This is a genomic window from Candidatus Methylomirabilota bacterium, assembly GCA_035260325.1.
Taxonomy (GTDB): Bacteria; Methylomirabilota; Methylomirabilia; order Rokubacteriales; family CSP1-6; genus AR19.
On the sequence record DATFVL010000095.1, the window covers coordinates 1 to 13,017 of the forward strand.

Consider the following 13,017-nt stretch of genomic DNA (forward strand, 5'->3'; position numbering starts at 1 on the left):
GCTCACTGGCCTACCCTCCCCCGAGACGGAAAGTCTGCGGCTCTCGTCAGGTGGAGAGAGGAAAGTGGGGCGAGATGATCGGCGTTCGGGGAGAGCCACGCTTGCTCGCCGCGAGACGGCCAGCATGAGACCCGCTCCCCCGGATAAAACGAGAGGCCCAGACCGGCCACAGGATGACGCGCCACGTGCCCAGGCAGGCCAGAGCGCCAATCAGTGAGCGACCGGCCGGACCTCTCACCGCGCAGTGTCTCGCCGTCCCTGGAGACGACGCAATGAGATTCTTCGTCGGCATCGACTGGGCGAGTCGGGCCCACGCGGTCTGCATCATCGACCAGACCGGCCGTGTCCGTTGGCAGGGCTCCGTGCCGCACACCGCCGAGGGGCTCACGCAGCTCGTCGGCCGTCTGCGCCGCTTCCGTGGCCGTGGCGGCCTCCGGGTCGCCCTTGAACGGCCCTCGGGCCTGCTCGTCGACACGCTCGTCGACGCCGGGGTCGAGGTGGTGCCCATCCACCCGAACGCCCTCAAGGCCACGCGTCCCCGCTACTCCGCCGCCGGCAGCAAGAGCGACCCCGGCGATGCCTTCATCCTGGCCGATCTGCTGCGCACCGATGGCCATCGCTTCCCGACCCTGCGCCCGCCCTCGGACGACACCCGCGCCCTGCGGGCGCTCGTGCGTGGCCGCGACGACCTCGTCGCCCAGCGCCTCGCGCTCGCCAATCAGCTGCGCGCCCTGCTCGAGCGCTTCTGGCCCGGGGCGGCGGCCATCTTTGCCGACATCGACTCGCCCATCGCGCTCGCCTTCCTCGCCCGCTACCCCACGCCCCAGAGCGCCGCGCGCCTGGGCGAAAAACGCCTGGCCCAGTTCCTCGGGCAACACGCCTACTGCGGTCGCCGCCCCGTGGCCGAGCTGCTCGCGCGCCTGCGCACCGCGCCGGCCAGCCAGGTCGGCGAGGCCGAAGCCGAGGCCAGCGGCGACGTCGTCCGCGCCCTCGTCGCTGTCCTGACCCCGCTCGTCGCTCAGGTCCAGCACCTCTCCGCGGCCGTCGAGGCGGCGCTGGCTCAGCATCCGGACGGCCCCCTCGTCCAAAGCCTGCCCCGCAGCGGCGCCGTCAATGCCGCTCAGATCCTGGCCGAGCTCGGCGACGATCGCGCCCGCTTCCCCAGCGACGAACAGTTCGCCGCCGAGGGCGGCCTGGCGCCCGTCACCCATGCCTCCGGGCAGCACCACGCCGTGGTCTTCCGCTGGGCCTGCAACAAGCGCCTGCGCCGCGCCCTCACCACCTTCGCCGATAACTCCCGGCATGCCTCGCGCTGGGCCGCCCTCGTGTATCAGCGCGCCCGCGCCCGCGGCTGTCGGCATCAGCATGCAATACGCATCCTCGCCCGCGCGTGGGCCCGCATCCTTTGGCGCTGCTGGCAGGATCGCACCCCATACGACGTCCGCCGGCATCGCGCCGCCCAGGCGCTCGCCGCTGCCTGAGCGCGCGATGGTTGACACAGGATGTCTCATGCGAGGACGATCTTCTCGCCGAGGTACGCCTCGATCACCCGCGGGTCCTCGGCGACGTCGGAGGGCCGGCCCTCGGCGATCTTCTCGCCGTGGTCGAGGACCACGACGCGGTCGACCACCCGCATGAGCGTCGCCATGATGTGCTCGACCCAGACGATCGTGATCCCGAGCTCGCCGCGGATCCGCTTGAGCATTTCGGTGGCGCCACTCATCTCCGTGGGGTCGAGCCCGCCGAGGCTCTCGTCCGCGAGCAGGAGCTTCGGGCCGGTGGCGAGCGCCCGGGCGAGCTCGAGCTTCTTCAGGCCGCCCGCGCCGAGGAGGTTGGGGGAGGCGGCGGGGTCGGCGGGCAGGCCCACCAGCTCCAGGATCTCACGCGCGCGGCGCCGGGCGGAGGCCTCGTCGGTCCGCCGTGCCGAGCCGAAGTGGGCCGCGACGGCGACGTTCTCGAGGATCGAGAGCTTGCGGAAGGGCCGCGGAATCTGAAAGGTCCGCGCGATCCCGCGGTGGCAGATCGCGTCGGGCGTGAGGCCGGTAAGCTCCCCGCCGCGGAGCGTGATCGAGCCCGCCGTCGGCGCGAGGGCGCCGGAGATGCAGTTGAAGCAGGTGGTTTTCCCGGAGCCATTCGGCCCGATGAGGCCGAGGATCTCGCCCTCGGCGACGTCGAAGGAGACGGTGTTGAGCGCGATGAACCCGCCGAAGCGCTTCGTCAGCGCGGAGATCGTCAGCACCGTGCTATTCGAGCGGCGGCTCTGCCGCCGCAACCCTGTCGCGGGGGGGAGGTATCGGAAGGGGGGGCGAAGCCCCCCCTCCGAGTCTTATCGCGCTGCAAACGGCGAGGACGCCGGGAGCGGCAGGACGGGCGGGGCCGTCGCCACGGTCTTGGGGAAGACCAGCTCGAACTTTCCCTCGATGATCTGGAAGACGGCGGGGAACGCGCGTTGGTTCTGGCCCGCGAACCGGTGTCCGGGCGGGTAGAACTTCACACCGTAGCCCTGCATGGTGCCGCCCTCGGCGATGTCGGTCTCGCGCGCCGCCGCGGCCAGCGCGTCGGGGCCGATGCCGCCGTGTTTCTGGATCGCGCGCGGCAGCACGTCGTTCAGGAGGATCCACAGGTTGTTGAAGCCCATCGAGATGTGCGGCGCGATGGCGGCCGTCGGGGCGTTGGGATCGTACAGCGCCTTGTAGCGCTTCACCATCTCGGCGGTGAGCTCGCCGACGCCCGGCTTGAGCTTCTTGGGATCGAGGAGCTGCGAGGCGATCGGGTCGAGCGTGTGGAAGAACTCCACGTCCTTGCCGAAGGCCTCCTTGAGCTTGTCGAGCTGGCTGTGGCCCGCGCCGTGGCCGATGTAGGCCCGGACACGCAGCCCCTGCTCCTTAGCCTGGCGCAGGAAGAGCGAGATGTCGGGGTTGTACCCCGTGTGATAGAGGACGTCGGGCCGGGCCGCGCGGAGCTTCGTCACGAGCGACGAGAGGTCGGGCGCGTTGATCGAGTACCCTTCCTTCAGCACCACGTTCAACCCCAGCTCCTTCGCCTTCAGCTCGTTGCCGAGCGCGACGTCGGTGCCGTACGCGCCGTCCTCGTAGATGATCGCCAGCCGGAGGTCCCTGGGCGCCTTCTTGAGCTTCTCCTGGGAGTACTCGGCGATGTACTGCACCGAGAGCTCGCCGAACTGCGTGCCGGTCGGCTGCGGGCGGAACGTGTACTGGAGGTTGCGGCCGTCGAAGACCTTCGACGAGATCGCGGTGGTGATCCACAGGAACCTCTTCTGCCTGTCGACCTTCTCGGCGAGCGGCACCGCGTGGGCGCTCGAGTAGACGCCCGCGAGGATGTCGACCTTCTCGACGTTCAGCAGGCGCTCGGCCTCGTTGATCGCGATCTCGGCCTTCGACTGGCTGTCGCCGTCGACCTGGACGATCTTGTACTTGCCGAGCACGCCGCCGCGTTCGTTGAAGTAGTCGATGATCATTTTCGCGCCGCGCCAGCAGTTGAGAGACCCGGCGGCCGAGAACGGGCCCGTGTGGTCGTAGAGGACGCCGATCTTGATCGTCTGGCTCTGGGCGTCGACGCGCGGCATCGCCGGCCAGAGGACCGCGGCGCCGGCGAGCCCCAGCGCCGCCAGGATCCGGAGTGATCTCATGCGCGGTTACCTCCTCGAGCCGAAAAGTGGCCGTAACGTTAACACGTCTTGCGGAAGAGGACCATCCATTCCTGGCCCTGGCGCCGCGGGATCGAGCGCAACGGCGCTCCGGCGCGCTCGATCCGGAACGGTCCCGCGAACATGCGGCGCACCTCGCTGCGCGCGATGGGAAAGGGCGGGCCGCCCTTGCCCCGCCGGATCGGATAGAAGCACGCGAGGAGCCAGCCGCCGGGCCGGAGGATCGCGGACATCGCGCGGACGTACTCGCGGCGGCGCGCGGGATCGATCGCACAGAAGCACGTGTATTCCCACACGCCGTCGAAGCTGTTGGCGTGGTCGCGGCCGAGAGTGAAGATGTCGCGCTGCTCGAACGCCGCCGTGACGCGCTCCGCCTTCGCCCGGGCCCGCGCCTCTCGGATCGCGGTGGGCGAGAAGTCGAAGCCCACGGCCGCGTGGCCGCGCCGCACCAGATAGCGCACGTCGTGCCCGCGCCCGCACCCGGGGACCGCCACACGGCCCGGCGGGAGCGGCGTGGATTCCATGAAGTCCACGAGCGTCGGCGCGGGCCGGCCGAGCTCCCAGCCGTCGCCGCGGCGCGCGTAGAGATCGGTCCAGAACTCGGCGGTGCTCACGCCGGCCACTGCAGGCCCTCGAAGTCGTCGATGACCGACGCGGCGCCGGCCGCGCGCAGCTCGTCCTCGGTGTGCGCGGTGGTCAGGCCGATCACGCGCATGCCCGCGCGTCGGGCCGCCTGCACGCCGACGACCGAGTCCTCGAAGACGAGGCACGCGCCGGGCGTGACCCCGAGGCCCTCGGCGGCGCGCAGGTAGACCTCGGGGTCGGGCTTGCCGAACCGCACGTCCTCCGCGGCGACGACGACCTCGAAGCTCTCGCGGAGGCCGAGCGGGCCGAGCAGGCGATCCACGTCGTCGCGCGAGGCGGAGGTGGCGACGGCGCGAGGCACGGCTGCGGCGTCGAGCGCGTCGAGGAAGGCGGCGACGCCCCGGACCGCGGGGAGGCCCCGGCGCGAGAGCCGGAGGTAGTGATTGCGCTTGCGGTCGGCGAGGCGCGCGGCCTCCGGCCAGGGCAGCGGGCGCCCGAGGAGGAGCGGCACGGCCTCGTTGCCCGGGCGGCCGATCGTGAGGCGCCAGTAGTCCGGCCGCACGGGCGTGGTCCCGAGCTCCTCGAGCAGCACGCGCCACGCTTCGCGGTGGTGGGCGCCCGAGTCGATCAGCACGCCGTCCATGTCGAAGATGACGCCGCGCGAGGGCGCTCGAGCCACTTCATCGCTTGCCTCGTCGCGAGGACCGGGCCTCGGCCCGCGCGTCACCTGAGCCGGTACAGCGGGACGAGGGCGCGGAAGGTCTCGAGCGCGGCGGCGCGGTACTGCGCCTCGGTCCAGCGCGCGGCCTCCTCCGCGGGAACGGCGCGGCCGATGACGAGCTGGCCGTCGCGCGTCCGCATGAGCTCGTCGCCGAGGTCGGCGAGCGCGTCGGGCGCCAGGTCCGCGAGCGGCGCCGCGGGCTCCTCGTCGTGCTCGTTCTTGAACCACGCGAGGTTCTTCACGCGGCGGAGGACCGGGGCCAGCCGCGGGGCGCTCCGCTTCCACGCCGCCGCCCAGCGCCGCTTGTCGGCGTGCTCGGGGCCCACCTCGAAGAGGAAGCGCACGCGGCGGCGGGAGATGGCGATCTTGAAGTGGCAGTGCTTCTTGTAGCCGCGCGCGTCCGGACCGAAGGCCACCCACGTGTCGTCGGGCGGGTTGACGGTCCGCCGGGCGTGCTTCGCGACGTGCGCGAAGACCTCCGCGCCCGCGGACCGGCTGACCGCGGGCGCCAGGCCGTGGCCGAGCGTCTCGAGCTTCGGGCGGACGCGGCCCCGGATCTCGTCCATGCGGGCCCGGAACCCCGTCACGTCGAACACCTTGAAGTCCCCTGCGACGAATGCACCTGACGGCATCGGCGTTCTCCTCGGCCGGCTCGGCGAAAGAACCTCCCTGGGAGCGGGGGTTAATATAAGGGCTCAGGTCGCGGCTGTAAACGGCGACGAAAGGAGATCCCATGTTCCACAACCTCCGCGAGGGCGGCATCGTCCGGCAGCTCGCGCCCGGCGTCACCGCGCGGATCTTTCCGGGCGTGAACGCGATGCTGTCGATCGTGACGCTGGACCCGCACGCGACGTCGCCCGTGCACTCGCATCCGAACGAGCAATGGGGTGTCTGCCTCGAGGGCGAGTGGATCCGCGTCCAGGACGGCGTCGAGCACCACGTGCGGGCCGGCGACTTCTGGCAGACGCCGCCGCACGTCCCGCACGGCGGCCGCGCCCTGGACACCCGCTGCGTCGTCCTCGACATCTTCGCGCCGCCGCGCGAGGAGTACCGCCAGCCCGGGCAGGGGCTCGGCGCCGCCCGGGTGGACCCGGCGCGCGCGTGATCCGGGTCCTCGAGCTCCTCACGACGAGCACGCTCGGCGGCGGCCCGCGGCAGGTCTACGACCTCGTGCGCCGCCTGCCGCGTGACGAGTTCGAGGTCGCCGTCGCGGCGCCGCGCGACGGCGCGTTCTTCGAGCGCTTCGGCCGGCTCGGCGTCGGCGTCGTGGAGGTCCGGGCGAACCGACTCAGCGTCGGCGCTCTCGTTGCCACGGTCAGGCTCGTGAGCCGGCTCGGGATCCAGGTGATCCACTCGCACGGCAAGGGCGCCGGCGTCCACGGGCGCCTCGCCGCGCGGATCACGGGCGTGCCCGCCGTCCACACCTTCCACGGCATCCACTACGAGCGCTACGCGCCGGGCGTGGCGCGGGCCTACCTCCAGCTCGAGCGTCGGCTCTCGCGCTGGACCCGCACCGTCATCAACGTCTCCGCGGCGCAGGCGGCCGAGGGGCTCGCCCTCGCGCTCTTCGCGCCGGCGCAGAGCGCCACGATCGTCAACGGCGTGGACCTCGACGAGCAGGACCGCGTGATCGCGCGCTCGCCGATTCCGCGCGAGGGGCTGGGGCTGGCGCCCGACCTGTTCGTGCTGGGCACCGTCGCGCGCTTCGACCCGGTCAAGCGGCTCGACACGCTCCTGGGCGCGCTCCGCGCCCTCGAGCGCCCGCGGGCGGCGCTGCTCCTCGTGGGCGGCGGGCCCGAGGGCGGCCGGCTCCGGCGGCTCGCGGCCGGCGCGCGCCTCGATGGCCGCGTGATCTTCGCGGGCTGGCTCGACGATTCCGCGCGCGCCTACCCGGCGATCGACCTCTACGCCTCGACCTCGCAGAAGGAGGGGCTGCCGCTCGCGGTCCTCGAAGCGATGGGCGCCGGCCTCGCGGTCGTCGCGACCGACGTCCCGGGCCACCGCGACGTCGTCCGTCACGGGGAGACCGGCCTCCTCGTCCCGCCCGGCGACGCACGCGCCTTCGCCGCCGCGGTCGCGGCGCTCATGGACGACCCGGCGCGGCGCGGGCGCATGGGGCAGGCGGGGCGCGAGCGCGTGCGGCGCGAGTTCGGCATCGGCCCGATGGTCGAGAAGACGGCCGCGGTCTACCGCGCGGCCGCGCTACAATCGGCGTCGTGAGCGACCTCTTCCTCGTCACCGGGGGCGCGGGGTTCATCGGCTCGCACCTCGTCGCGCGCCTCCTCGCGGACGGCGCGCGCGTGCGGGTGCTCGACAACTTCTCGACGGGCACGCGCGCGAACCTGCCCTTCGCGGCGAAGGCCGGCCGGCGACTCGAGGTGGTCCGCGGGGACCTCCGCAACCGCGCGGCCGTCGAGCGGGCGGCGCGCGGCGCGCGGGCGATCTTCCACCAGGCCGCGATGCGCTCGGTGCCGCGCTCGGTGAAGGACCCGCTCGGCGCCAACGAGAACAACGTCACGGGCACGCTGCACGTGTTCCAGGCCGCGCGGCGCTGCCGGGTCCCCCGCGTCGTCTTCGCGTCGTCGTCGTCGGTGTACGGCGCGCGGCCCGACCTGCCGAAGCGCGAGGAGCAGCCGCCGGCGCCGATCTCGCCGTACGCGGTGTCCAAAGCCGCCGGCGAGCAGTACGCGGCGGTGTGGACGCGTCTCTTCGGGGTCGAGACCGTCGGGCTCCGCTACTTCAACGTCTTCGGCCCGCGCCAGGACCCGAAGTCCGAGTACGCGGCGGTGATCCCTCGCTTCATCCTGCGGGCGCTCCGCGGCCGGCCGCTCGAGGTGCACGGCGACGGCACCCAGTCGCGTGACTTCACCTACATCGACAACGTCGTCGACGCGAACGTGCTGGCGGCGCGCGCGCCCGGCGCGGGCGGCGAGGTCTTCAACGTCGGCTGCGGCGACCACGTGAGCCTGCTCGAGCTCGTCGCCAAGCTCGAGGCGATCCTCGGGCGGCGGCTCGAGCGGAAGCACACGCCGCCGCGCGCGGGCGACGTCCCGCACACGCTCGCGGACCTCACGAAGGCCAAGCGGCTGCTCGGCTACACGCCCCTCGTCGCCTTCGACGAGGGGCTCCGGCGGACGGTCGAGTACTTCAAGACGTTCAAGGGATAGACGAGGAGGACTCCGCGATGCGCCACGCCGCCCGCCTGATGGTCCTGGCACCGCTCGCGCTCGCCCTGGTCGCCGCGCCCGGCGCGGCCCACGCCCAGGGGACGCTGGTCGTCCAGAACAGCACCGAGCCGCCCGGCCTCGACCTGACCGCCACGCCGGCGTCGGCGACGGCGGCCGTGGTCCTCTACAACATCCAGGAGTGCCTCGTGAAGGTGGACCGCCACGGCAAGCTCGTGCCGTGGCTCGCCGAGCGCTGGCACACGACGGACAACCGGAACTACACCTTCTTCCTGAAGCGCGGCGTCCGGTTCCACAACGGCCGCGAGCTCCGGGCGGCGGACGTGAAGTTCGTCTTCGACCGCGCGATGAACCCGGAGACGAAGCACCCGTACCCGGACTACTACGCGGCCATCGGGGACATCATCGTCAAGGACGACTACACGATCACGTTCGCGCTCAAGAGCCTGAACGCGAACTTCCTCCTCAACCTGGCGCGCCAGGGTTCGGTCATCTATCCGCGGGAGGCCGTGGAGACGCTGAAGAGCGAGCCGATCGGCACCGGGCCGTTCCGCTTCGCCGAGTGGGTGCGCGGCGACCGCATCGTGCTCGCCCGGAGCCCGGAGTACCACGTGAAGGGACTCCCGAAGCTCGACAAGGTGGTGTTCCGGTTCATCGCCGACCCGAACGCGACCCTCGCCGCGCTCAAGGCCGGCGACGTGGACGCGTCGCTCTTCGGCCTCGGGCCCGAGCACGTGCAGGAGCTGCAGAAGGACCCGCGCTTCCAGGTGATCGTCGGCGACACGACCAACGACGTGGTCCTGGCGATGAACAACTCGCGCAAGCCGTACGCCGACGTGCGCGTCCGGCGGGCGCTGACCCACGCGATCGACAAGCAGGACGTGCTGAAGGGCGCGATGTTCGGGATGGGACGCATCCTCGGCAGCAACGTGGATCCGCTCAACCCCTACTTCGTGGACCTCGCCGGCGCGATGCCCTACGACCCGGCGAGGGCGAAGAAGCTCCTCGCCGAGGCGGGCTACCCGAACGGCTTCGACACGGTGCTGAAGGTCTCGCCGCAGTACTACTACACCGTGCGGAGCGGGGAGATCATCGCCGACCAGCTGCAGAAGGTCGGCGTGCGGGTGAAGATCGAGCAGATCGAATGGGGCCAGTGGATCGCGCGCGTCTGGCGCGAGGCCGAGTACGACCTGACGATCATCGGCCACGCCGAGGCCTGGGACATCGGCAACTACGCGAAGCCGAAGTACTACTTCCGCTACGACAGCGCGAAGTTCCAGGACCTCTTCAGGACGTCGGAGGTCACGCTCGACGGGCCGGCGCGCCGCGACCTCTACGTCCAGATGCAGAAGATGCTCGTCGCGGACGCGCCGGTGGTCTGGCTCTTCATGCACCCGCGGCTGCTCGTCGCGAAGAAGGGACTCCAGGGCTTCTGGAAGGACCTGCCGATCCCGGCGGCCGACCTCTCCGAAGTCGCGTGGGCGAAGTAGCCGCGACGGTCGCGTAGGCGCGTGCGGCGGTACGTCCTGCGGCGGGTCGCGACGCTCGTCGCGACCCTCGTCTTCGTCTCGGTCCTCGTGTTCGTCGTGATCCGTGTGCTCCCCGGCGATCCCGCGCTGATCATCATGGGCACCGAGGGAAGCCCCGCGGCCGTCGCGCGCCTGCGCGAGGCGCTGGGCCTCGACCGGCCGCTCGCGGTCCAGTACGCGGACTGGCTCGGCCGCGCGCTGGCCGGCGACCTCGGCGTGTCGATCCAGTACGACGTGTCGGTGGGGCGGCTCATCCTGAGCCGCCTGCCGCTCACGCTCCCGCTGATGGCGATGGCCGCGGCGCTGATGGTCCTCACCGCGCTGCCGCTCGGCCTCTACGCGGCGACGCATCACCGGCGCGCCGGCGACTACGCGGCGATGGCCATTTCGCAGCTCGGCATCGCGGTGCCGTCGTTCTGGGCGGGCCTCCTGCTGATCCTCCTCTTCTCGGTCCGCCTCGGCTGGGTGCCGTCGGGCGGCTTCGAGGGCTGGTCGCGCGGTGTGTGGCCGGGCGTGCGGTCGCTCCTCTTGCCGGCGCTCGCGCTCGGCTTCTTCCAGGCCGCCGTGCTCGTGCGCGCCACACGCTCGTCGGTGCTCGACGTCCTGCGCGAGGACTACGTGCGCACGGCGCGCGCCAAGGGCGTGAGCGAGGCGGCGGTGCTCGGCAGGCACGCGCTCCGGAACGCGCTGATCCCGGTCGTCACCGTCGCCGGCATCCAGCTCGGCCAGCTCATGGCGGGCTCGATCATCCTCGAGTCGGTCTTCGCCCTGCCCGGGCTCGGGCGCCTGGCGCTCGGCGCGATCACCGCGCGCGACCTGCCCGTCGTCCAGGGCGTGACGCTCTTCGTTGCCTCCTGCATCGTCGTCATCAACTTCGCCGTGGACCTCGTCTACGGCCTCCTCGATCCGCGGATCCGCTATGAATAGCCGGCGCCGGAGGCGGCCGCTCAGGCATCTGACGTTCGCGCTCGGCGTCGCGGTCACCGCGCTCCTGGTCCTGACCGCGGCGCTCTCGCTCGTCTACACGCCGGACGATCCGCTCGCCATGTCCATCACGGGGCGGCTCCAGGGGCCGTCGGCGGACCACCCGTTCGGCACCGACCAGTACGGGCGCGACGTGCTGTCGCGCGTGATGCGCGGTGCGGTCACCTCGATCGCGGTCGGCGTGATCGCGGTGGGGATCGGCGCCGCGGTCGGAGTCCTGCTCGGCATCGCGAGCGGCTACGCGCGCGGGTGGCTCGACGAGGCGTGCATGCGACTCATCGACGCGCTGCAGGGGTTCCCCGCGATCCTGTCGGCGCTCCTGTTCGCGGCCGTGTTCGCGCCGGGCGTCGTGATCAGCATGGTCGCGATCGGCATCGCGTTCGTGCCCGCGTTCGCACGGCTCACGCGCGCGGGGTTCCTCGAGCTCGCGCCGCGCGAGTTCGTCCTCGCCGCGCAGGCGCTCGGCGCGCGCGACGCGCGCCTGATCGCTCGCCACATCTTCCCGAACACGCTGCCGCCCCTGATCATCCAGGCGACGACCAGCTTCCCGGTGGCGATCCTCGCCGAGGCCGCGCTCGCCTACCTCGGGCTCGGCACGCAGCCGCCGCACCCCTCGTGGGGGCTCATGCTGAAGGACGCACAGAACTTTCTTTCCCTGAACCCATGGTTCGCGGTCTTCCCGGGCGGGGCGATCGCCCTCACGGTGCTCGGGCTCAACCTCCTCGGCGACGGCCTCCGCGACCTTCTCGACCCGAAGACGGGATGAGCGAGAGGTTGACTTTTACCGCGGTGTGTCGTTATGGTATCCGTTGGTCTCGGCGCAGCCCCCGCTGGTGTTTTGACCAGCGAATCCAGGCGCATGCGCCTCGGAGAGAAGACAGACATGAAGGTTTTCACCACCTCGTTCACGCTGTCGAGTGAGGAGCGCACCGAGGTTTCCGACATCACGAAGCTGGTGCGGGACGCGGTGCAGCAATCGCCCATCCGGGCGGGCATCGCGCTCATCAACACTCTCCACACGACCTGCGCGCTGTTCATCAACGAGTTCCAGAGCGCGCTCATCGACGACCTTAAGGCGCTCGTCGAGCGGCTCGTGCCCGAGCGCCACGGCTACCGTCACGACGACCCGCGCGTGTCGGACTGCGAGCGCGGCAACGCGCACTCGCACCTGCGCGCCGCGCTCCTCGGGCGCAGCATCGCCCTCGGCGTGAACGACGGCGAGTTGACGCTCGGCCGGTTCCAGTCCGTGATCTTTGCCGAGCTCGACGGACCCCGGAAGCGGGAGATCAGCATCCAGGTGATCGGCGAGTAAGGCCGGCCACCCTCACCGTCAGCGACGGGCCGTCGCGAGTCACTTCCCCCACTGCGGTAGGCCGCCTATTCCCGAGACGAACCAGGAATGCGCGCTGTGCGGAGCACGTGTCGTGCAGCGCCTGTTCGCCGCGCACGATCGTCTGCACCACCTGCCAGGAGAATTTTGGGTGGTGCGCTGTGCTACGTGCGGCCTCAAACAGACCTCACCGCGGCCCACGGGTGAGGCGCTGGCCGCCTACTACCCGGCAGACTACGGTCCTCACCGCGACGCGGGTGACGAGTCCGGCGGGCAGGAGACGAACGCCAGCTCGCGCTCGCGGGGCTGGCTCAAAGAGCGGTTCGGGAGCCGGCGCATCTGGTGGACGCCCGATCTGCCGCCGGGCGCCCGCGTGCTCGAGCTGGGCAGCGGCGCGGGGCTCTTCGTCCGGCACGCGCTCGCGCGCGGGTGGGAAGTCCATGCGCTCGAGCCGGCGGCGCCGCCCGCGGCGCGGCTGGCCCGGGATCCGCGCATCCACGTCCACCGGGAACGTGCCGAGGCGATCGACGTCGCGCCGGGGACCTTCGACGCGGTCTTCGCGTGGATGGTCGTCGAGCACCTCGAGAACCCGCGTACGGTGCTGGGGAAAGTCGCCGCCGCACTGCGGCCGGGTGGGTACTTCGTGTTCAGCGTGCCGAACGCGGGCTGCTGGGAGTTCGTCGCGTTCCGCAGCCGCTGGTACGGGCTCGATGTGCCACGCCACCTCTGGCACTTCACGCCGCAGGTGCTGGCACGTCTGCTCGGCGGGTGCGGACTCAGGGTCGAGCGGGTGTTCCACCAGAAGGTGCTCAGGAACATCACCGGGAGCCTGGACTTCCTCGGCAACGACCGGCCGGCGCTCGCGCCGCTCGCGGGCCGGCTCGCCCGCCTGCTCACGCCGGCGTGGGTGTCCTTCGGCCTCGGGGCAGCGCTCGCAGTCCTCCGGCAGGGCGGGCGGCTGACCGTGGTCGCGCGCACCCCGGACCCGTGCTGACGCGGCACGCATGGTGACCGGT

Annotated in this window: 14 protein-coding genes; 9 read left to right on the forward strand and 5 right to left on the reverse strand. The window is 71.7% G+C overall.

The genetic code is table 11. The annotated features are described in order from the left end of the window. The first annotated feature begins 272 nt into the window (after positions 1-272). Positions 273-1,481, forward strand: a complete 1,209-nt coding sequence (locus tag VKG64_06795) for an IS110 family transposase (GenBank protein ID HKB24747.1) — start codon at positions 273-275, stop codon at positions 1,479-1,481. Positions 1,482-1,507: 26 nt separating this feature from the next. Here the strand turns inward: VKG64_06795 and VKG64_06800 are convergent, their stop codons facing one another. The 5 genes from VKG64_06800 to VKG64_06820 form a co-directional block, all read right to left on the reverse strand. Beyond that, a complete protein-coding gene (locus tag VKG64_06800; GenBank protein ID HKB24748.1) occupies positions 1,508-2,239 on the reverse strand; it encodes an ABC transporter ATP-binding protein in 732 nt (243 codons plus the stop codon). An 87-nt stretch (positions 2,240-2,326) separates the two neighbouring features. Beyond that, complete coding sequence (locus VKG64_06805; GenBank protein ID HKB24749.1) at positions 2,327-3,649, reverse strand: ABC transporter substrate-binding protein; 1,323 nt, start codon at positions 3,647-3,649, stop codon at positions 2,327-2,329. 38 nt (positions 3,650-3,687) lie between these two features. Next, positions 3,688-4,290, reverse strand: coding sequence for a methyltransferase domain-containing protein (locus tag VKG64_06810; GenBank protein HKB24750.1), 603 nt, complete (start codon positions 4,288-4,290; stop codon positions 3,688-3,690). Further along, positions 4,278-4,931 carry an HAD family phosphatase gene (locus VKG64_06815; GenBank protein ID HKB24751.1) on the reverse strand — a complete coding sequence of 218 codons (654 nt, stop codon included), beginning with the start codon at positions 4,929-4,931 and terminating at the stop codon, positions 4,278-4,280. The genes VKG64_06810 and VKG64_06815 overlap by 13 nt, the downstream gene beginning before the upstream one ends. Before the next feature lie 44 nt (positions 4,932-4,975). Beyond that, positions 4,976-5,605: a DUF1054 family protein gene (locus VKG64_06820; GenBank protein HKB24752.1), complete on the reverse strand. Its 630-nt coding sequence runs from the start codon at positions 5,603-5,605 to the stop codon at positions 4,976-4,978. Positions 5,606-5,706: 101 nt separating this feature from the next. Between VKG64_06820 and VKG64_06825 the strand changes: the two genes are divergently transcribed. The 8 genes from VKG64_06825 (at position 5,707) to VKG64_06860 (ending at position 12,995) form a co-directional block, all read left to right on the forward strand. Continuing rightward, positions 5,707-6,078, forward strand: a complete 372-nt coding sequence (locus VKG64_06825) for a cupin domain-containing protein (protein HKB24753.1) — start codon at positions 5,707-5,709, stop codon at positions 6,076-6,078. After that, complete coding sequence (locus VKG64_06830) at positions 6,075-7,193, forward strand: glycosyltransferase (protein HKB24754.1); 1,119 nt, start codon at positions 6,075-6,077, stop codon at positions 7,191-7,193. Before VKG64_06825 ends, VKG64_06830 begins: the two co-directional genes overlap by 4 nt. Then, positions 7,190-8,140 carry an SDR family oxidoreductase gene (locus VKG64_06835; GenBank protein HKB24755.1) on the forward strand — a complete coding sequence of 317 codons (951 nt, stop codon included), beginning with the start codon at positions 7,190-7,192 and terminating at the stop codon, positions 8,138-8,140. Before VKG64_06830 ends, VKG64_06835 begins: the two co-directional genes overlap by 4 nt. A 17-nt stretch (positions 8,141-8,157) precedes the next feature. Continuing rightward, positions 8,158-9,648 carry an ABC transporter substrate-binding protein gene (locus tag VKG64_06840; protein HKB24756.1) on the forward strand — a complete coding sequence of 497 codons (1,491 nt, stop codon included), beginning with the start codon at positions 8,158-8,160 and terminating at the stop codon, positions 9,646-9,648. Positions 9,649-9,669: 21 nt separating this feature from the next. Next, entirely contained in the window at positions 9,670-10,614 is a 945-nt protein-coding gene (locus tag VKG64_06845) for an ABC transporter permease (protein ID HKB24757.1), read from the forward strand. Next, complete coding sequence (locus VKG64_06850) at positions 10,607-11,437, forward strand: ABC transporter permease (GenBank protein ID HKB24758.1); 831 nt, start codon at positions 10,607-10,609, stop codon at positions 11,435-11,437. The genes VKG64_06845 and VKG64_06850 overlap by 8 nt, the downstream gene beginning before the upstream one ends. 117 nt (positions 11,438-11,554) lie before the next feature. Continuing rightward, entirely contained in the window at positions 11,555-11,983 is a 429-nt protein-coding gene (locus VKG64_06855; protein HKB24759.1) for a secondary thiamine-phosphate synthase enzyme YjbQ, read from the forward strand. Positions 11,984-12,152: 169 nt separating this feature from the next. Further along, on the forward strand, positions 12,153-12,995 hold the full coding sequence (locus tag VKG64_06860) for a class I SAM-dependent methyltransferase (protein ID HKB24760.1): 843 nt from the start codon (positions 12,153-12,155) through the stop codon (positions 12,993-12,995). Positions 12,996-13,017: the final 22 nt, after the last annotated feature.